The 18,269-nt window shown below is 57.9% G+C and carries 17 protein-coding genes; 9 read left to right on the top strand and 8 right to left on the bottom strand.

Annotated features, from left to right (window positions below; translation table 11 throughout):
- Window positions 1-339 precede the first annotated feature (339 nt).
- The 5 genes from ACFIO0_RS10985 to ACFIO0_RS11005 all read right to left on the bottom strand — a co-directional run bounded on the left by ACFIO0_RS10985 (window position 340) and on the right by ACFIO0_RS11005 (window position 4,101).
- Window positions 340-1,728, bottom strand: a complete 1,389-nt coding sequence (locus ACFIO0_RS10985; protein WP_390910443.1) for a PepSY domain-containing protein — start codon at window positions 1,726-1,728, stop codon at window positions 340-342.
- Between the two features lie 66 nt (window positions 1,729-1,794).
- Entirely contained in the window at window positions 1,795-2,154 is a 360-nt protein-coding gene (locus ACFIO0_RS10990) for a hypothetical protein (protein WP_390910444.1), read from the bottom strand.
- A 121-nt stretch (window positions 2,155-2,275) separates the two neighbouring features.
- On the bottom strand, window positions 2,276-2,881 hold the full coding sequence (locus ACFIO0_RS10995; protein WP_390910445.1) for a ferric reductase-like transmembrane domain-containing protein: 606 nt from the start codon (window positions 2,879-2,881) through the stop codon (window positions 2,276-2,278).
- 5 nt (window positions 2,882-2,886) lie between these two features.
- Window positions 2,887-3,375: a twin-arginine translocation pathway signal gene (locus tag ACFIO0_RS11000; RefSeq protein WP_390910446.1), complete on the bottom strand. Its 489-nt coding sequence runs from the start codon at window positions 3,373-3,375 to the stop codon at window positions 2,887-2,889.
- Window positions 3,376-3,489: 114 nt separating this feature from the next.
- Window positions 3,490-4,101 carry a hypothetical protein gene (locus tag ACFIO0_RS11005; protein WP_390910447.1) on the bottom strand — a complete coding sequence of 204 codons (612 nt, stop codon included), beginning with the start codon at window positions 4,099-4,101 and terminating at the stop codon, window positions 3,490-3,492.
- 168 nt (window positions 4,102-4,269) lie between these two features.
- Here ACFIO0_RS11005 and ACFIO0_RS11010 point away from each other — a divergent pair, with 168 nt between their 5' ends.
- The 3 genes from ACFIO0_RS11010 to ACFIO0_RS11020 all read left to right on the top strand — a co-directional run bounded on the left by ACFIO0_RS11010 (window position 4,270) and on the right by ACFIO0_RS11020 (window position 6,930).
- Window positions 4,270-4,974 carry an SDR family oxidoreductase gene (locus ACFIO0_RS11010; protein ID WP_390910448.1) on the top strand — a complete coding sequence of 235 codons (705 nt, stop codon included), beginning with the start codon at window positions 4,270-4,272 and terminating at the stop codon, window positions 4,972-4,974.
- 233 nt (window positions 4,975-5,207) lie between these two features.
- The gene (locus ACFIO0_RS11015; RefSeq protein WP_390910449.1) at window positions 5,208-5,915 is read left to right on the top strand and encodes a DNA helicase; all 708 of its coding nucleotides are present in this window, start codon (window positions 5,208-5,210) and stop codon (window positions 5,913-5,915) included.
- 235 nt (window positions 5,916-6,150) lie between these two features.
- The gene (locus ACFIO0_RS11020) at window positions 6,151-6,930 is read left to right on the top strand and encodes an SIP domain-containing protein (RefSeq protein WP_390910450.1); all 780 of its coding nucleotides are present in this window, start codon (window positions 6,151-6,153) and stop codon (window positions 6,928-6,930) included.
- 43 nt (window positions 6,931-6,973) lie between these two features.
- On the opposite strand, the gene ACFIO0_RS11025 is transcribed toward ACFIO0_RS11020, so the two are convergent.
- Complete coding sequence (locus ACFIO0_RS11025) at window positions 6,974-10,840, bottom strand: amino acid adenylation domain-containing protein (RefSeq protein WP_390910451.1); 3,867 nt, start codon at window positions 10,838-10,840, stop codon at window positions 6,974-6,976.
- Window positions 10,837-11,040 carry an MbtH family NRPS accessory protein gene (locus ACFIO0_RS11030; protein ID WP_390910452.1) on the bottom strand — a complete coding sequence of 68 codons (204 nt, stop codon included), beginning with the start codon at window positions 11,038-11,040 and terminating at the stop codon, window positions 10,837-10,839. Before ACFIO0_RS11030 ends, ACFIO0_RS11025 begins: the two co-directional genes overlap by 4 nt.
- Window positions 11,041-11,173: 133 nt before the next feature.
- Between ACFIO0_RS11030 and ACFIO0_RS11035 the strand changes: the two genes are divergently transcribed.
- The 6 genes from ACFIO0_RS11035 (at window position 11,174) to ACFIO0_RS11060 (ending at window position 17,658) form a co-directional block, all read left to right on the top strand.
- On the top strand, window positions 11,174-12,499 hold the full coding sequence (locus tag ACFIO0_RS11035) for an MATE family efflux transporter (RefSeq protein WP_390910453.1): 1,326 nt from the start codon (window positions 11,174-11,176) through the stop codon (window positions 12,497-12,499).
- Complete coding sequence (locus tag ACFIO0_RS11040) at window positions 12,496-13,662, top strand: PLP-dependent transferase (RefSeq protein WP_390910454.1); 1,167 nt, start codon at window positions 12,496-12,498, stop codon at window positions 13,660-13,662. Before ACFIO0_RS11035 ends, ACFIO0_RS11040 begins: the two co-directional genes overlap by 4 nt.
- Window positions 13,659-14,570 carry an alpha/beta hydrolase-fold protein gene (locus ACFIO0_RS11045; protein WP_390910455.1) on the top strand — a complete coding sequence of 304 codons (912 nt, stop codon included), beginning with the start codon at window positions 13,659-13,661 and terminating at the stop codon, window positions 14,568-14,570. Before ACFIO0_RS11040 ends, ACFIO0_RS11045 begins: the two co-directional genes overlap by 4 nt.
- Before the next feature lie 12 nt (window positions 14,571-14,582).
- Complete coding sequence (locus ACFIO0_RS11050; protein WP_390910456.1) at window positions 14,583-15,662, top strand: GNAT family N-acetyltransferase; 1,080 nt, start codon at window positions 14,583-14,585, stop codon at window positions 15,660-15,662.
- Window positions 15,662-16,936, top strand: a complete 1,275-nt coding sequence (locus tag ACFIO0_RS11055) for a SidA/IucD/PvdA family monooxygenase (protein WP_390910457.1) — start codon at window positions 15,662-15,664, stop codon at window positions 16,934-16,936. Before ACFIO0_RS11050 ends, ACFIO0_RS11055 begins: the two co-directional genes overlap by 1 nt.
- A gap of 182 nt (window positions 16,937-17,118) precedes the next feature.
- On the top strand, window positions 17,119-17,658 hold the full coding sequence (locus ACFIO0_RS11060; protein WP_390910458.1) for a sigma-70 family RNA polymerase sigma factor: 540 nt from the start codon (window positions 17,119-17,121) through the stop codon (window positions 17,656-17,658).
- Here the strand turns inward: ACFIO0_RS11060 and ACFIO0_RS11065 are convergent.
- Complete coding sequence (locus tag ACFIO0_RS11065) at window positions 17,655-18,266, bottom strand: 4'-phosphopantetheinyl transferase superfamily protein (protein ID WP_390910459.1); 612 nt, start codon at window positions 18,264-18,266, stop codon at window positions 17,655-17,657. The two genes, ACFIO0_RS11060 and ACFIO0_RS11065, sit on opposite strands and share 4 nt — an antisense overlap.
- Window positions 18,267-18,269 lie beyond the last annotated feature (3 nt).

Consider the following 18,269-nt stretch of genomic DNA (forward strand, 5'->3'; position numbering starts at 1 on the left):
CAAAATCGTTGTCGATTGTAAGGATGACGTCGGGATCGAAAACGTCCGCCAGCGGCTCGCCGCGGCAGGTGTCGAAGTCGACCGTGTGATGCCTGCAATCGGCACCATCTTTGGCTCTTGTGAAGATACTGAAATGGAACGGCTAAACGGGATTGAGGGCGTCACGCGCGTCCAGCCCGAAGGGACGATTAAACTGCCCCCGTTCTCTCCTGATGTGCCCCAATAACTTGGGACCTGTTTTTGCCACCAGCTGGCTGAAATGATTGCGTGGCACTGTCCCCCGCATTCTTGAATGGCCATGCACCACTCCTGTCACAAAAAAACGGTGCATGGTCATTTTCAGGTCAAACTGCGGCGCAACGCTGGCAGGCGCGACAGGATTAGCCCGTCTACGGCAAGGACGCTCAGCAACGCCAGCCCCGCCATCGGGAACGCCAGTGAGACGCCCAAACCGACCAAAACAGCGCCTTGCCACAGCGGCATGTCCTTGGGCATTGGTGGCGCTGACAAACGGCCTGATTTGGCCGGACGACGCTTCCACCACAAGACAATGGAACTGGCGCATAAGAACAGAACCGCCAAGCAGACCAGCGAATTTGCAAGGACGCTCCAGATCCCCAGTGTGCCCATGTGCAGTGCGATGCCGACGGCCATTGCTTTGCCCGCTAGCGAATAATCCGCATAGCGCACATCCGCCAAAATCTTGCCGGTGTATTGATCAACATGCACGGTTCGATCCGACATCGGATCCGTGCTGTCGGTGCTCATCGAATCACGACTAAGCGTCCAGACCCCGAATTCGGATTGCGGCACATTCAGTTGGTAGCGGGCGTCAAAACCGATCTTGCGCGCCAGTGCATCCACAGTGTCTAGCGTGACGTGCCCAGCCGTCACACCAACCGTTCCCACGTCGCTGCCAGAGGCCGGCATCAGGGTCTGCTCTAGCGCCCAAGGCACTTCGCGCCGATCATGGTTCATGCTGGCGTGGATGTTATCGGACAGCGGCACGTTGTCCCATTTCTCGGCTGGAAACTGGCTCCAGGCTTGCACCATTTTGCCGCCCCAAACACCAGCCCACGACAGGCCAGAGACAAGGAACAACACCAGAAACAAGGACAGCCAGATGCCAACGACACCGTGCAGCGATTTCCACATTGCACGCCCGCGACCAAAGCTGGGAACAAGCGCTCTGCGCCAACCCGCCTTGCGCGGCCACCACATGTACAGGCCGGTTGCGATCAAAACCAACGCCAAGGATGCGGCCGTTTCAATCATCCGGTCCCCCGTGACACCCAGCATCAATTCGCCGTGGATGTTGTCGGCAAAGTCATACCAGCCGCTGCGGCGTGGAAAGGTTTCGATGACATTTGCCGTGTAGGGATCGACAGCGACCATCGTCGCATCCCCTTGAACATCAACGCGAAACAGCGCGGCCACGTCATTGGTGCGCGGGGCTACGTATTGCACCAAAGCGCCATCCGGGATCGCGGCGATCGCGGCGTCGGCCTGAACTGAAACCGGTGCGGTAAATTCGTTGGGAAAGACGCGCGTGCGTTCGCCGTCGCGCCCGTCGATCCACGCGATCCACAGCATCGCAGCGCCGCTGATCGCTAGAATGGCAAGAAAAGGAATGACAAAAAGTCCGGCATAAAAATGCCAGCGCCACGCCGCAAAATATAGTTTGCTCACGCCGCCGTCAGGCTGCACGGTGTTGTCTGTAGGTGTCATGTTTTGGCTCCAAGCCTGTTGGCCCGCATCAAAGGCAGGCAAAATTTGAACTCTTGAGGATTGAGATCAGGCTTGGGGTGGCGCGCGCGCCAGACAGGTCGGATCAAGCGGACGCGTGTAAAGAATGCGTTTGGCAACAAAAGACAAGCGGCGCGTTTGATCGGACAGGATCACGGGTGCGCTGTGGCAGGTGTGCGGCAAAACAGCTGCGCCAAATCGTAGGCAGGCATCGCATTTTACCCCCCGCGCTCCGTCTTGTTCGCCAGAGCCGCCGCAGATGTCAGCAAGCGATCCACCGGCCGCGACATAAGCCGCCAGTTCCGGCGAAATATCCGGACGTGCCCCCGTATGCACAAAGCCGGACACCGTCATTGCAATCATCAACGCAAACGGCGTGATCAGGCGATAAACGATGGATAGGATCATGGGCATGGGTCGAGTGTTAGATGAATTCGATGAACGGCGCGAGAGCACATTTTGTCCCAAACGCGCGAAAGATCCGAATGCGACGCACTGCCGGATTGTTAGGCATTATTCACAACAATCCTTACGGCTTTTGGCGGGCGCGTGTCGTCCAAACCTGCTTTTTCACAACCACCTTTAACGTCGCGAGCAACAGCAGCAGGCACAGCACAGCTTTTGAAACCGGCTCCATCGTTCCGTCGATCCGCAGGGCATGAACAACGCTGCCGATGACAATCGTAACCGCGAGGGCTGTGTGCGCGCGCCGCCAAACACGCAAGCGCAACCGCCGCCGCATCATGGCCAACCCTGCTGAGGCAAAGACGGCCCACATCGCGATGACGCCCCAGACTGAAAACGGCGTTGGGGACACAAATAGCAACGCATCAATCACGTCTGGCGGGCTTGTCACCCACAAGGCCGCGACGTGGATCACCACCGCGGCGACCAGCGTGCCGCCGACCCAACGGTGCACATATCGCGCACGGTTTGCAGGCAGACCCGGCACGTAACCTGCGACCAGCAATGGCTGAAACAGCATCAAGGCCATCGCGATGACGCCCGCAAGCCCAGCCGCGATGTAAACCGGGGATCGCCACGCAAGCAATGGGCTTGTCGCAGCGGCAAAGACCGGCACACCAACAGCCACCGCAAGAGCCGTCCAAATCAGGAACGTTCTAGTGCTGTTCACGTCTTTTAGGCCGGTTTCAGGACAAAATCCGCGCTCAGGCTCGTGTCACGCGCATCTCGCATGACGGGACGCAGAAACACGGTTTCAAAATCATCGTCGTCATAGGCGAGATGACCGTGGGCTTGGCCAAATGCAGGAACAATTTGCGGCATTTCGAGGCGGAAAACGCCGTTCGCATCCGTCAGCGTCGCACCGTGGCTTTGTGGATCGCGCTCGTGCCCTTCGGTGGTGTGCGCCCAAATCTGGATGCGCTGGTTTGCAAGCGGGGCACCGTCGCCAGCGCGCAAAACCGTGCCCGTCATCCAAAAACCGCCGCTGCCAATCCGGTCTACAATCGGGGCACCGGCGATGTAATTGTTGGATCCACCCCGCATCGTTTTCGTCGGCGCAATGCCTTGTGCGCGCGCCGGAATGCGCAGCCCCGATGCACCGGTCATGATCATTGCACCAGCAGCGGCTAGAAACGTTCGGCGGGTTGTTGGGCAGTCAATCATGTCGCTTTCTCTTGTCACAATGCCAATGCGCAGGCGGTGCGATGACCCCTGCGTGATTTTGTCGAAAATCAAATCGCACTGCCGATACTATAGGTCCGGCAATGCGTTTTCCAACTATTTAGCGAAGCAGTAGAACAGGCCGTTGCCGCCCGTGCCTTGCAGGTCTTCTTGCGAGCAACCGCGCGATTCATGTGATGCCACCCAAGAGGTCGGATCAGCGCCGCCGCCCGTGCGATCATGGTGCCCGACGGTTGCCGATCCTTCGTCATTGGATGTCCAATTCGAACAGCTTGCGCCTGTGGACATGCCCGCCGCGTCAGAGCCGGTCAGGATGTCGTGCATGTTAGGCGAGTCGCCACGACCATTGATCAGCACGCCCATTTCCGAGATCGAATTTTCTTTGTTCAGCGCGTTGGCTTCGGCGTCATGGAGGTTGTCCAGATCGCTCGCTACGGTGACGCCGTTGTAGTTGACCCACGGCCCCTCTCCGATCCGTTCACGCGCGTTCACACCGTCAGCCGACAGATAGGCGGCCCATGTTTTGCCCGTGACACCAGCGGCTTCGGCAAGGGCCGCACAATGCGCATCAGCACCGTCCAACCCACCAAGGTTCGCGCCGTCACCAGGACCCGCAGATGTGATGAAAAACGACATATCTGCGTGTCCGTCAGCCTGAGCCGCAAACGGGCTAAGCGCGAACGCAGCGATGAGAGCGATACGTTTCATTTGATGTCTCCAATGCATGTATAATCGCAGTATGCTAGACCAAAGCGTCGGCAATCAAGAAGTCACATTGCTGTGTCGGCATCGATCGGCGGCATGATGCCGAACCGCCGTTTTAACGGTCAATCCTGCGCTGTTAGCAGTCGTTTCTCGCAATTAAGGACATTTTCCATGACTTCCATGACAAAAACAGCCCTAATCACCGGTGGCACGCGCGGGATCGGATTGGCAATTGCGCTGAACCTCGCCAAAGATCACAATGTCGTTGTGGTCTGGAATTCTACCGCGCCCAAGGGGTTGCCCGACGACATTTTAGCGATCCAAAGTGATCTGACCCAAGACCAGAGTTGCGCATCAGTTGTTCGCAAAACCATCGAACACTTTGGGCGCTTGGACGTTGTTGTCAACAATGCAGGCTTGGCGCACAGCACACCAAAAGACAGTTTTGATGGCGCTGCACAAAGGGCGATTTTGGACGTAAATGTGCTGGTCCCAAGTGACCTTTTGGCAGCGTCCTTGCCCTATCTAAAACCGGGATCATCGGTCGTGAATATTTCGTCGATAAATGCGGTTCTACCGCCTCGAACGGCCGCAATTTTCGGAGCAAGCAAGGCCGCGCTGAACCTTTGGACACGCGCGATGGCAAAGGAATTGGGCCCGCAAGGTATTCGCGTCAATGCGGTGGCACCGGGTGCCATAACCGTTGCGGACAATCCGCGCCCAGATGAATTGAACGCGCTGTTCCTGAAGGACACCGCACTCGGGCGATTGGGCGAACCCGAAGACATCGCGCGTGTTGTTCGTTTCCTAGCCAGCGAAGATGCCGGATTTATCACTGGTGAAATCCTCAGCGTGGCTGGTGGCTATCGCCTTTGAAGTGATCTGGTCTGCACACCGCGCATTTGATTTTGCCAAAAGCCTGGCCATTGACCGCCTGTCCTTGCAATGCATGCCGCCAAACCCTAGGATTTAAACACAGGTGCCCCCCGCGCCTCCCCCCTCCGATGGGAAAGCAAACGACATGTCGGGTGAGCATCTTTTGAACCTACTGTTCGAGCACGCGCATAAGGAGGGATTGTGATCACCGCTCGTAATAGGAGGTTTTTCACGTGAAACTATCTGTTCCGATCTACCACTTGAAACGCCAAGCAAAACTGCACGCGCGTCAAAGCGGCGTTCCGCTGAACGAAGCCTTGAACGCAATCGCCAAACACAAAGGTTACACAAGCTGGAGCGGGCTTGCCGCCGCTTTTGCTGATCGCAACCCTGCGGCAAAAATCCTTGACGCCTTAGGTGCTTCGGACTTGGTGCTGCTTGGGGCGCGGCCCGGTCATGGCAAAACAATGCTCGGTATTGAACTGGTGGTCGAGGCCATCAAAGCCGGACGTCAGGCCGCATTTTTCTCATTAGAATTCACGCAAAAGGAAATGCTGGAAAAGTTCGCTAATTTGGGCGTCATCGCAACGGATGATCGGCTGATTTTGGACACGTCAGACGACATTTGCGCCGATTACATCATCAAACAACTGGCCCATGCGCCGCGCGGCTGCCTTGTGGTCATAGACTATCTGCAACTCTTGGATCAAAACCGGGCAAACCCCGTTCTTGCAACCCAAGTCACGGCGTTGAAATCCTTTGCCAAGGCGGCGGGCACAAGTGTTGTCATGATATCCCAGATCGACAGATCCTATGATCCGACGACAAAACCAATGCCCGATATTGACGATGTTCGCCTGCCCAATTCGCTTGATTTGACCCTGTTCACAAAGGCGGTTTTCCTCAACGGCGGCTCTGTGAAATTGCAAGACACACGTTAAGAACGGCGGGAAGGCATCAAGGTTTCCAAAGGCCTGCAGGGCCTTTGGCGTTCCATGCATCGTTGCGGCCCGATTGTCATTTTGGGTTAAAATGTGCTGGCTGACTTGCATGGAACGGATTACCTGATTATAATAGTCAGGAATTAAAATACACCCGTAACAAATACACCCGTAACCATGCAAAATCAGGCCACCCTGACAGCTGTCAAAAAGATCAGAAAATAGGAATACCGCCTTGAAGCCACCAAAAAAACCGCCACGCATGTTGCACGTCACAAGTGCGCGCCACCTCACCCCGAACATGATCCGCGTGACGTTGCACAGTGATGAAATCAAAGAAATGGATGGGGGATGTGCGGGTGCAAATTGCAAACTTTTCCTGCCCCAACCGGATCAATCACAAGACGATTTTGCCGCGCAACTGATCGACGGTCCACGTCCGGACGTGCGCACCTATACTGTGCGCCATATTCGCCCCGAACGTGGTGAAATGGACATTGATTTTGTCGATCATGGCGACACTGGTCCGGCCTCTGCTTGGGCGCGTGGTGCAACGGTCGGGTCCTTCTGTGGCTTTGCCGGTCCGGGTCTGGTCAAGCTGACCGAATTTTACGCCGATCACTATCTGGTTGTGGCTGACATGTCCGCCTTGCCGGTCGCGGCCGCCACCCTTGAGGCACTGCCAAAGGATGCCGTTGGCGATGCGTTTTTCGAAATCATCCATCCCGATGACGCCCAATTCATTGCCGCACCGATTGGAATTCGTCAGCATTGGTTGGTTCATCCGAATGCTCAGGTGTCCAGCCTGCAATTGGTTGAACAGGTTAAGGCTTGGGATTGGCCAAAAGGGGTGGTTCAGACCTGCATTGCCGGCGAAAGCGGCGTGATCAAGGCCCTGCGCAACTACATCAGCAACGACCGGCAGGCCCCCAAAAATGACTGCTACATTTCGGGCTATTGGAAGATCGGCTTGATCGAGGACGAACATCAACAAATGAAACGGAACGAGGGATGAGCACAGCCCACAAGCGTGCGCCGGTTCATCCCTAAAACCGATCCTAATCCGGGTCTGATGCAGATTTCATCCGGTCTTTGAACCGCTCATGAAAGGCACGCTCGCCGATGATGTGCAGGTGATTGGTACCTTTCACGATCTCGGCGGCTGAGGCTTTGGCAGACCATTTGCGCCAGTCCATCAGGTTCAAACCACGGCTTAAACTGTCGCCCGCACTGAACGATGCGACAGGCACATCCAGCGGTGTCATTTTGTGACGGCGAAACACCAGCGCGTTGTCGATCAACACCCAGAACGTGTGTTCACGGCTCGAAATTTCGGGGCCATCGACGGGCAAGGGCTCTGCCTCATTGGCGATGAACCGCAAGAATTGTCCGTAACATTCGCCGTCCATCACATCGATCAACTGATCCCACTGCGCCCGCATCTGCGTGCGTGCCAACCAGGCGCGTAGATTGGCCTCTAGATCTTCACGTTCACCCGCTTCAAAGAACGGCGGCACACCGGGCATAAAGTCGGTTCCCAGATCGCAGACGTCGACCATGCCCACCATTTTCAGATCCACCACATCCCGCAATTGACGCGCGGCTTCCCACGCCAACAGACCGCCCCACGACCACCCAAGGAACGCAACAGGCGCGCCTGCACTTTGCGTGCGGATGTGATCGACGTAAGGGGCCACGACCTCTTTGACCGAAACATTCAGGTGCTTTTCTTCGTTCAGGGAATGGCACAGAAATCCTGTGACCGGCTGGTCTGGCCCCAGAAAATCGGTCAGTCGCAAGTATTCACGGGTCGACACCAATAAGCCCGGAAAACAGTACAAATGGGGCTGCGTCCCGCCGGCGCGCAGCGCAATTGCGGATCGCCCGGTTTGCCCCGCATTCTCGATGCGTTCGGCAATCGCCCTGACGGTCGGCGCGTCAAAGAAGTCGGCGATGGTCAAAGCCGTCTGCGGCCACAGCTTGCGCATCCCCGCCAGTGCCTTGAGCGCAAGCAGCGATTTACCACCCACAGCAAAAAAATCATCGGTGACGCCCAAATCGTCAAGCCCGAGCAGGTCAGTCCAGAGGGTCAGGATGTCCGTTTCAGCCTTGTTTTTCGGCGCGATCCGCGCAGTTTGGCGGCGGCGTCTCTGTGGCAAAGGCAAGGCCGCACGGTCAAGTTTGGCATTCGGATTGATCGGCATTTTATCCAGCACCACAACCGCCTCGGGCAGCATGTGCTTGGGCAATTTGGTTTCCAACGCCAGACGCAAGGCATCGCCCGCGGTTTCTGCAGGCCCCGTGACATAACCGATCAGTCGCTTGGCATCCGCGTCACCGCGCAGCAAAACCAGCGCCTCGGTCACATCGGGTTCGGCCAGTAATGCCGCCTCGATTTCGCCGGGTTCAATCCGGTGACCGTTGATCTTGATCTGCAAATCAACACGGCCGACGAATTCGATTGTGCCGTCTTCGCGCCAGCGTCCCTGATCGCCAGTTCGGTACAGGCGCGCACCGCTGGTTCCGTCCAGTTCAGGGCCAAAAGGATCAGGAATAAACCGATCCGCCGTGGTCTGTGGTTGCCCGATATAACCACGCGCAACACCGGTGCCACCAAGGTGAATTTCGCCCACAACCCCCTGAGGACATGGCATTAACCCTTCGTCCAGCACATAAGCGCGCCGGTCCCCCACAGCGCGCCCAAGCGGGGCGTATGCCCCGTCAAACTGCGTTCCAGCCGCGACCTTCCACACCATTGGCGTCATGATCGTTTCGGTTGGTCCGTAGCCGTTGATCAACGTTGCTGCATTCAATGCACGGCTGAGCAGATCGAACGTGGATTTGGCCAAACCTTCGCCGCCAAACGAATACAATCGCATGGGCGGAGCGGTGCCGGTTTCCTGCGCCCATTCCGCCAATTGCTGCAAATATGTGGTTGGAATCGACGCGTTGTTGCAGCCGTGTTCGCGCAGCGCTGTCAGCGTTTGCTCTGGCGTCCAAAGCGGCCCGTGCGGGATCACCACCGTGCCCCCTGCCATCAACGGGACCATCCAGCGTTCATGCCCGCCATCCGAGGAAAACGGCAGAAACGGTAACTCACAGCTGTCCGAACTCATCTCATAAACACGCGAGGTGGTTTGATTGTGATGCGACAAGGGGCCATGCTCGACCGCGACGCCTTTGGGTTTGCCGGTGGATCCCGAGGTGTACATTACGTACGCGAGCTGGTCGGGATGAATTGTAAGAACCGGCGCGTCTTGGCGGGGTACATCCGCGACGGTTTCCAGACACACAACTTGGGCCGTCAGCCCAACAGGCAGCCGGTCACGATAGCTGGCACGGGTCAAAATCACCACGACACCGGCGTCCGTCAGGATGTGGTGATTGCGACTGCTGGGGTGATCCGGTTCGACGGGAATGTAGGCCCCGCCGGCCTTGAGCACCGCAAGAATGCAGACAATGGCATCCACGCCGCGCTCGACCAGAACAGCCACGGGCATCTCGGCCTCTACGCCCATGCCAATCAAGCGATGCGCCAGTGCGTTGGCGCGCGCGTCAAGATCACCGTGTGTTAGGCGGTCTGGCCCACAAATCACGGCCGTTTTGTTTGGTGTCAATTGCGCATGCTCGGCGATGATCAGGTGGGTGGCGCGTGGATCAATCGCCACGTCGTCGGGATAGGGCGCGGAAAGTGCGCTCAGTTCGCCTTTGTTCACCAAAGGGATTTGGCCAACGGGCAGCTGCGGCGTGCTCATTGCGCATTGCAAAATCCGCAGCAGATGGTGCAAGAACCGGTCGATCATCGCAGGTTCGAACAGGGTGACATCCGCATCCGCGGTGATATTGATCCCTGAAGGCGATTGATCGACGATCAGAACGATTTCTTCGGCGCTGGGTGGCATCGGGCGCGCGCAACTGGTGATCCCATCGGGCAAATCACGGCTGTGGCGCACGTGCAGCGAAATCGCGCCCAGCGGGTAGGCATCTGCCCCGGCATGCGCCAGCTGGTCTTGTGTCAACGTCTCGGGCGAAACGTAACGCGCCTTGGCCATTGCGATGGTTTGGGCCGTCTGCGCTGCGTTTTGGGCAAACCGCGCCTCAAGGTCCGGCGTCAAACAGATCGGGTGCACATCATTGCTGCGCGCCTGCGTCGCTCTGTCAGGCTTGGCCAAAACGAACCGCAATTCAGGTGCATTGCCATACCGACGCAACGCGACCCCAAGTGCTGTTGCAAGGGTCGCAGACACACCTGATGACGTCACAAAATCCGTCACGTCTGCGGGGAAATCCAGGTGGCGGATCAGGCGTGTGGCAGTGCCCGAAGCGTCCTCGGGCGCGTCATTGCGATGTGGTAGACGCGCAATCGCATGGCGGCCCATTAGGTCACGCCAATTGGCACGACAAGCAACGGGATCGTTGTTTTCTATCATAAGGTTAGGCGCAGATGTTGGCTGCAAATCATCCAAATCAAGGGCTGCACATAACGCAACCTCAATCGACCCAAACGTCGTATCATCACCCAAAATCGGGTGCAGGACCAATGCCAAAATATACGTGCCCTCGCCGTCGTACCACAGGTCTGCAAAGGCAGGTTGTTTTAGCGCGTGTGGACGGTGATCTGCGGCCCCTGATTTAGCCATATCCAAACACCCAGTCCCGCGCACGATCAGTGGTGTTTCCCCGTCATAATGCCGGAAAACTTCACCTCCGGCTTGGGTTTCAAACCGCGCAATAAACGCCGGATGGGTGGTGAGCACCCGGTTTATGGCGGCGACCAACTGCGTCAATTCAAACCGGTCATCAAACGTCAGAATCAAAATTTCTGGCTGGAACGGGGCCAATTGCCCAACACGTTCATGGGCAAAAATACGACGCTCGATCAAGGTTAAAGGCGTGCCAAAAGCGTTTACGAAATCTTCGCTCATGACAGTGTCTCCTGCAGTGCCTGTGGCCTCATGTCGGTCCAGATTTTGCCAATCTGCGCCAAACAATCGGCACGTGGAGCGGGCTGCCCAACCGGGTTCCATCCTGCCGGAACCGGGTGAGATGCGCGCGCGACCGAATAACGGCCCTCGGTGTTGCGCAAAACCAACCACAGGCGCTGCCTCGCTTCGGGGTTTGTCATGTTCGTTTCCTTTCATCTGTTTCCTTGCTGACGTGCCAGCCCCTGCAAAATTCACCGTTTTCAAAATAATTTTCCTCAGAGGTGAATTTCCCGTGCCGCCCCGCGTCCTGTGATTAGGAAGCAGGAGAAACACATGGCTGACATCGAACTGTCTGATCCAAACGTGCAGCGGCTGATGTGGCGGTTGGGCTTGCCGGCGATGGCAGGTTTGTCGTTGAACGCTGCGCATCAGGCGGTGGACGCGGCGTTTGTCGGGCGTTTGGGCACCGAGCCGTTGGCGGCCTTGTTGTTGCTGTCCCCAATGGCAGGGCTGATTGCGGCCGCAGGCATCGGGCTGGGCATCGGGGCTGCCAGTTCTGTCGCCCGATCCCTTGGCGCAGGTGACGCCGACGAGGCACGCGCGGTCACTGGTTTGGCGCTGTTGGTTGCGGCCGCATTGGCAATCTGCGCCGTCGCCGGTTTGTTGCTGTTCGCGGATCCCGCGCTGCGCCTTTTGGGTGCACAGGGCGCAATGCTGGATGTCGCCCGCCCCTACCTGAGCGTACAAGCCATCACGATTGGCTGCGCTATCTTGCAGATTCAATGCGATTTTCTAGCGATTGGGCGCGGCAACGCACAGTTCAGCATGAAGACACTGGCCTTGTGTTTCGGGCTTAACATTCTGCTGGATCCGCTGTTTATCTTTGGGTTTGATCTAGGTCTGCCCGGCGCTGCGTGGGCGACGCTATGCGCGCAAATCATCACGCTGGCGGTCTGGGCTTGGCATTTTTCAAACCGTGCACGCCGCCCGAAAATCGGCACTGCCCGCCTGTTGGGCCCTGTGTTGCGCGTCGGCATGCCAGAGGCCGCATCCGTCGCAATTACCACCCTCAGCTTGATGGCGCTACTGCGCCTCGCCACCGGGTTTGACGGTGCCGGATCGGTTGCCGCCTTAGGCATCGCATTGCGGTTAATTTTTGTCGTCATGTTGCCGCTAGAAGGCTTTGCAATTGGTGTGCAGCCCATCTTGTCTCACGCCTTTGGACGATGCGATGCTGAGCGGTTTGCTATGACCTTACGTTTGATTTTATGGAAAAGCTTTGGGGTGACGACGACGCTCGCGATCCTGTTTTTCCTTTTCGCCCAGCCACTGGTCAGCGTCTTTGTCACCGATCCGGGCATTCTAGAAAACGCGACGCTTTTGCTGCGGTGTTTGGCGATTGCCCTGCCCGCCATTGCGCTGCGTTTATGCGTTCAAATCAGCCTTCAGGCGACGATCCGACCGCGTGCTGCCGCCGTGCTTGGGCTTGCCCCGATGGGGTGGTTGCTGTGGCCGTTGGTGGCGCTGCTTGTCCCCGGCTTTGACGTTTTGGGCATAGCGCTGGCGGTCATGATCGCTGCTTGGATCGCGGCAATGCTGGCCTTTATCACGTTGCGCACCACCCCGAATTCACTGCAATCCACAGGAGTTTCCGTATGACCGACACCCCGTATCGACCCGATCTTATTTCGCCATCTGCGCGCGCGCCGCATGACGCCAGTGCGACCCCCATTTTTCAAAGCAGCTCGTTTCTATTCGACAACTATGCGCAGATAGAAGACGTGTTTGCCGGGCGTTCAGACCGCTACATTTACTCGCGCGGCGACAACCCCACGGTTGGCGAACTAGAAAACCTGATCGCCCGCCTTGAGGGCGCAAAAGCCGCGCGTGGGTTTTCGTCAGGCATGGCCGCCATTTGCGGCGCGGTGCTGCCATTTGTGCAATCCGGCGATCGCATCGTCGCGGTCAAGCATCTGTATTCAGACGCTTATCGCCTGTTTGAAACCGTTTTGGCGCGCTTCGGAGTTGAGACAATTTACGTCGATGGCAGCGACACGCAAGCCATGATCGACGCCCTGTCCGGCGCGCGTCTGGTCTATCTGGAAAGCCCCACGTCCTGGACGTTTCGCCTGCAAGACCTGAGGGCCATCGCAACGCAAGCGCGTCATTTGGGCGTCACATCGGTGATCGACAACAGCTGGGCGACTCCTATCTTTCAGCAGCCCCATGACTTGGGGATTGATCTGGTCGTTCACGCGGCCTCAAAATATCTGTCGGGCCACAGCGATACCCTTGGCGGGCTGGTCACCGGCCCACGTCAGATGATCGAAAAAATTGACCACGAGGCGACCCATCTGTTTGGCGGACGCATGTCGCCGATGGATGCATTTTTGGTGCTGCGTGGCATGAAAACACTGGACATGCGGATGGCACGTCACATGGAAAATGGGCTGGCGCTGGCGCAATTTTTGGCGCGCCATCCAGCGGTCACTGCGGTGCACCACCCCGGTCTGGCTGCGACACGTCCCGAGGGGTTAACAGGGTTCAGCGGGTTGTTCGCGTTTGATCTGGCGACCAGCGTCGATGTTCAGAGGTTCTGCGATGCTTTGCGCCACATTCGGATCGGTGTCAGCTGGGGTGGTCCCGAAAGCTTGATCGTGCCCGGTCAAGCCGCCTGCGCGCTGGCAGGTTCGGCCAATTCCTTCGCGCGGTTTGGTGTCAGCGCGCGCACGATCCGTCTGGCTGCCGGTCTGGAACCCTACGACACGCTGGCCAGCGATCTAGAGGATGCGCTGCACGTCGCGCAGGCGGCAGCGGCATGACGCAAATCTTGGTGGCCGAGGGCCTGGCAGACTGCGGTGGGACCCGCTGGTTCGACCTGAAAGACCGCAAAACCGGCGCCGTCCGCCGCGTCTTTTTGTGGATCCCACCGGGCGAGGCACCCGAGGCGGGCTGGCCTGCGCTGTGGCTGCTTGACGGGAACGCCGTCATCGGCACCGCGGTTGACGCCATGCGCGCGCAAGCGTTTTGGCCAACCGGAACCAACATCGGCTGGGGGGCGTTGATTGCGATCGGATACCCCACCGACGCGCCTTACGATTCCTTTCGCCGCAGCTGGGATCTTGGGCCGCCACCGGGGCAAACCTATCCGCCGTTTCATCCTGACGGACCAGAGGTCAAGACCGGTGGCGGCGCAGAAATGGCGCGTTTTCTGTTAGAAGACGTGACCGACTTCCTCGCGGGAAAACTGTGCTTGGACACTACAAAACAGGCGCTGTTCGGGCATTCTTTTGGCGGCTTGTTTGCCCTTTGGTTGATGTTCACGCGCCCGGACGCCTTTTCAATCTGGATTGCGGCAAGCCCGGCGATCACGTGGGAAGACAGCTTTTTACTGGGCCACCTAGAACGGTTCACAGCACCTGAGAATGTGCGCCGCGTACATCTGTCAGCGGGCGAATGGGAGGGCGATCAGCTTGCCCCGTTTCAGGATTTTGGCCCCGACGCAGCGGATCGCAAGGTCAAGGCCGCACAAACCCGAACCGTGGCAGCCGCCCAAGATTTCGCGCAAATTTTGGCAGATCGCGGCATCAACGCCGGCTTTGAAATCTACCCCGACGAGACGCACATGTCCGTGTTGCCAATTGCGATAAATCGCGCAATCCGCTGGGCGTTTGCGTTGGACGAACGCGCGTTGCGGTTTTTGCCCGCAACCCCCGAAATTACCAAATGAAAGGACAGAAAAATGGCTTTTGATGACAGCGAAACACACGTTCTACAGGCCCGACGCTGCGGTGATAACGTGCTGGTCGGCGACGATATTTCACTGGCGCTGAATCTGGCGCTGAATGATGCAAAAGACGGGCGATTGAGCCTGCGGGCGCCGACAGGGCACCCACAGGACATGGCCGTATCCATTGCCTTGGCCGCTTTTGAAACCCTCAGCGCGCAGGGCGGCGAGGTCACGATTTCACTGACAGGCGACGCATGGGCCCCACTGCTGCCAAGGTTGATTGCAATGGGTGCCGCGCTGCGCATTGGCGCGCAAACCGTCGTTTTGCCAACCGCCTTTTGGCAGGTTCCTGACCGGTGGTTGATGCACGCCGCGCCGCCATTTCCGACCCTTTGGGATGCAGGCCCAAATGGCCGTCATCCGGTGCGTCCACCTAAACCCGTGGGGCTGCTGTATCGCCGCTTCATTCCGTGGCTGGGCCAACATCTGCAATTGCGCGCCGCTTCGATGGACGATCTAGCGATCTTTCACCGCTGGCAAAACGACCCGCGCATCGCCGAGTTTTTTGAAGAAAGCGGCACGCTGGAAGAACACCGTCGGTACTTGCAAACCCTGACCGCTGATCCGCATATGTTGCCCCTGATTGGCAGTCTGGATGGCCGTGACTTTGGCTATTTCGAGTTGTATTGGGCGCGTGAAAACCGGATTGGCGGGCAGTATGACGCGGATGCGTGGGACCGTGGTTGGCACGTTTTGATCGGCGATCCTGACCTGCGCGGTGCCGATTATGTCACGGCGTGGATGCCGTCGTTGATGCACTACATGTTTCTGGCCGAACCGCGCACCCAAGCCGTCGTCGGCGAACCAAAAGCAAGCCACCTCAAGCAGTTGAAAAACCTGGGGCGCGGCGGATTCGCCCATGTGCGTAATTTTGATTTCGCCCACAAACGCGCGACGCTGGTGCGCCTAGAACGCCAACATTTCTTTGAATCCCGCCTATGGGCACGACCCGACACTGGACAAGGCGACACCGATCAGGGCGCGCCACTGTCCCTGTCCCTCACCCGTTTACGTCGCACAGGAGAAGAATGATGACTGATACAAATCCCGAAATCCTCGACATGATCGGCATAGGCTTTGGACCGTCGAACCTTGCGCTGGCGATCGCACTAAAGGAACGCAATACGTCCCTGAGCACCTTGTTTTTAGACTCCAAACCAGCCTTTGCGTGGCATCCCGATATGATGATCCCGGGCGCTGACATGCAGGTGTCGTTTCTCAAGGATCTGGTGTCGTTGCGCGATCCGTGCAGTGGTTTTTCGTTTCTCAACTACTTGCAACACAAGGGGCGACTGTCGCGGTTCATCAATCGTAAAACGTTCTTTCCCAGCCGCGAAGAATTCAACGACTATCTAGCGTGGGCCGCTGCGCAGTTCACCAATTGTCGCTATGACAGTCGTGTCACCAAAGTGGTTCCGGTGATGCTTGGCCAACGCGTGACGCACCTTGCACTCGAAACCAAAGACCGCGCCGGGACCACCACGCGACACTTTGCACGCAATCTGGTTTTGGCACCCGGTGGCGCGCCCTATTGGCCGGACACATTCGACGCCGTGCACGGCAATGACCGCGTGATCCATGCCTGTGATTATCTATCGCATGTGCAGCCTTTGCTAAAACCGGACCAGCGTATTGCCGTGATTGGCGCGGGCCAAAGTGCGGCCGAGATTTTCGCCGATCTCTCTGAACGAGCAGAACAGCCACAGGTCGATATGATCCTGCGTGCGCGCGCGATACGACCCTCCGATGACACGCCGTTTGTGAACGAGGTTTTTGACCCCGATCAAACCAACCGCTTTCACGCTTTGCACGCGGATGAACGCGCCGCTGCGTTGCGCAATCTTGCGGCGACCAACTATGCGGTGACCGATGCGGATCTGATCGCGCAGATTTATGACATGTTGTACGAACAGGACGTGCGCGGCCACAACAGGCTGGCATTGCGGTCCGAAACCAAAGTGTTTGGCGCAGAGGCGCGCGGCGATCAAATCGCGTTACGCCTGTCCGGCCCAAACGGCCAGCACATCGAAACCTACGACATGGTGGTTCTCGCGACGGGGTATCGTCGGGCATTGGGCGGCTCTGTGCTGGCCAATCTTTCGCGGTGGCAGACCGCATCAACGCCGCGCCGCGATTACCGCCTGCCCATGTCCGAAGGGTTTGACCCCGCGATTTTTGTGCAAGGCTATAGTGAGCCCACGCACGGGTTAAGCGACACGTTGCTGTCCGTTTTGGCCCTGCGCTCTGACGAAATTGCGCAAAGCCTTGGTGAACTGGCCACGTCCTCTGCCATGGCGGCAGAATAAAACCAGCGGCCGTCGCCGTTTTCTGGCGGCGGCCAATTCCCGCTATGGGCGAAAAATCGCCTTCTCGGGTGACGCTTAGCGTTGCAGTTGTCCGGCGATAAATGGTAATAAGACCCCAAGTCAACTTAGCTCTCGCGCTCGGCAGACACAGACGACGTGTCCGTCCCTTGTTGCGCAGAAATATGACTAAATCACCTTCTCAACCGATCTCTGGCTGCGCTCTGACGCGCCAAAAACTGCTGCATCATCTAACGGATGAGCGCGAAATGTTACTGTGTGACGCCATGCGCATTATCGGCAGTCGCGATCGCGCCGAAGACGTGGTGCAGGACGCCGCCGTGCGCTGCCTGAACAGCACGTCGGTCAGCATGGATATCCTTAATCCGCGCGGATTTTTGCGGCGGATCGTGCGCAATCTGGCACTGGATCAGTTGCGGCGTGACAAACGCGAACAGTCAGTGCCTTTGGCCTTGGATGACGATTTGCCGTGTGACAGGCCGGGGGCCGAGCAGAAAGTATCGGACACACAGGCCTTGCAGCGCTTTGCGGAGGGGCTTGCCAAATTGCCACCACGGGATTCGCAGATTTTTCTGGCGCATCGCCTGCGGTTCGAACTGCAAAAAGACATAGCACTGCGGTTCAACCTGTCGCCAGCACGGGTCAACAGGGTCATTTCCTTGGCGCATCTCAGCCTCAAGGCCTACATGGCGACCGGTGATTAACGGGGAATGGCGCACCACGTCAGCACAAAGCCGTCATAGATTTTGCAGTGCACGTCGACGTGAAAACCCGGCCCAAGATCGGCCAACCCACGGCACACCCGCAGCGTCAAATTATCCGCGCTCAAAGGCGCAACCAGACGGACCTCGTCAAACCCAAACACCCGCCCGACCCTTGGGAAAGCCGCCTTAAAGAAACTTTCTTTGGCTGAAAAAACCAAGGTTTCGGCGACAAACCGTGGCACCGGGCTTTGGTCGATCAACTCTGCTTCGGCTGCGTCCAATGCTTCGGCGCGGATGACTGCGCCTGTGGCTTCATCAACGATGCCTTCCAGGTCGATACCAAAGTCAGCCGCGGCCCCTTTGGCGATAACGCATGCGCTCCAATCGCGCCAGTGACTGAAAGATCCGCCAAGATCACCCGACCAAACCGGTGCGCCAGCGGCGTCACGCCCGACAGTCTGCGGTTCAAGGCCTAGCAAAGTTTGCGCATGATCTGCCAATTGCAGACGCGCGTTGCTGCCCGCCCGATCGAACCGCGCGATCAGGATTTGACACTGTTCGGTGTCAGTCGCCAGCACAATACAGTCTTGAAATTGGGTGTTTTTCATTTG

Source organism: Pseudosulfitobacter sp. SM2401, assembly GCF_042932805.1.
GTDB lineage: Bacteria > Pseudomonadota > Alphaproteobacteria > Rhodobacterales > Rhodobacteraceae > Ascidiaceihabitans.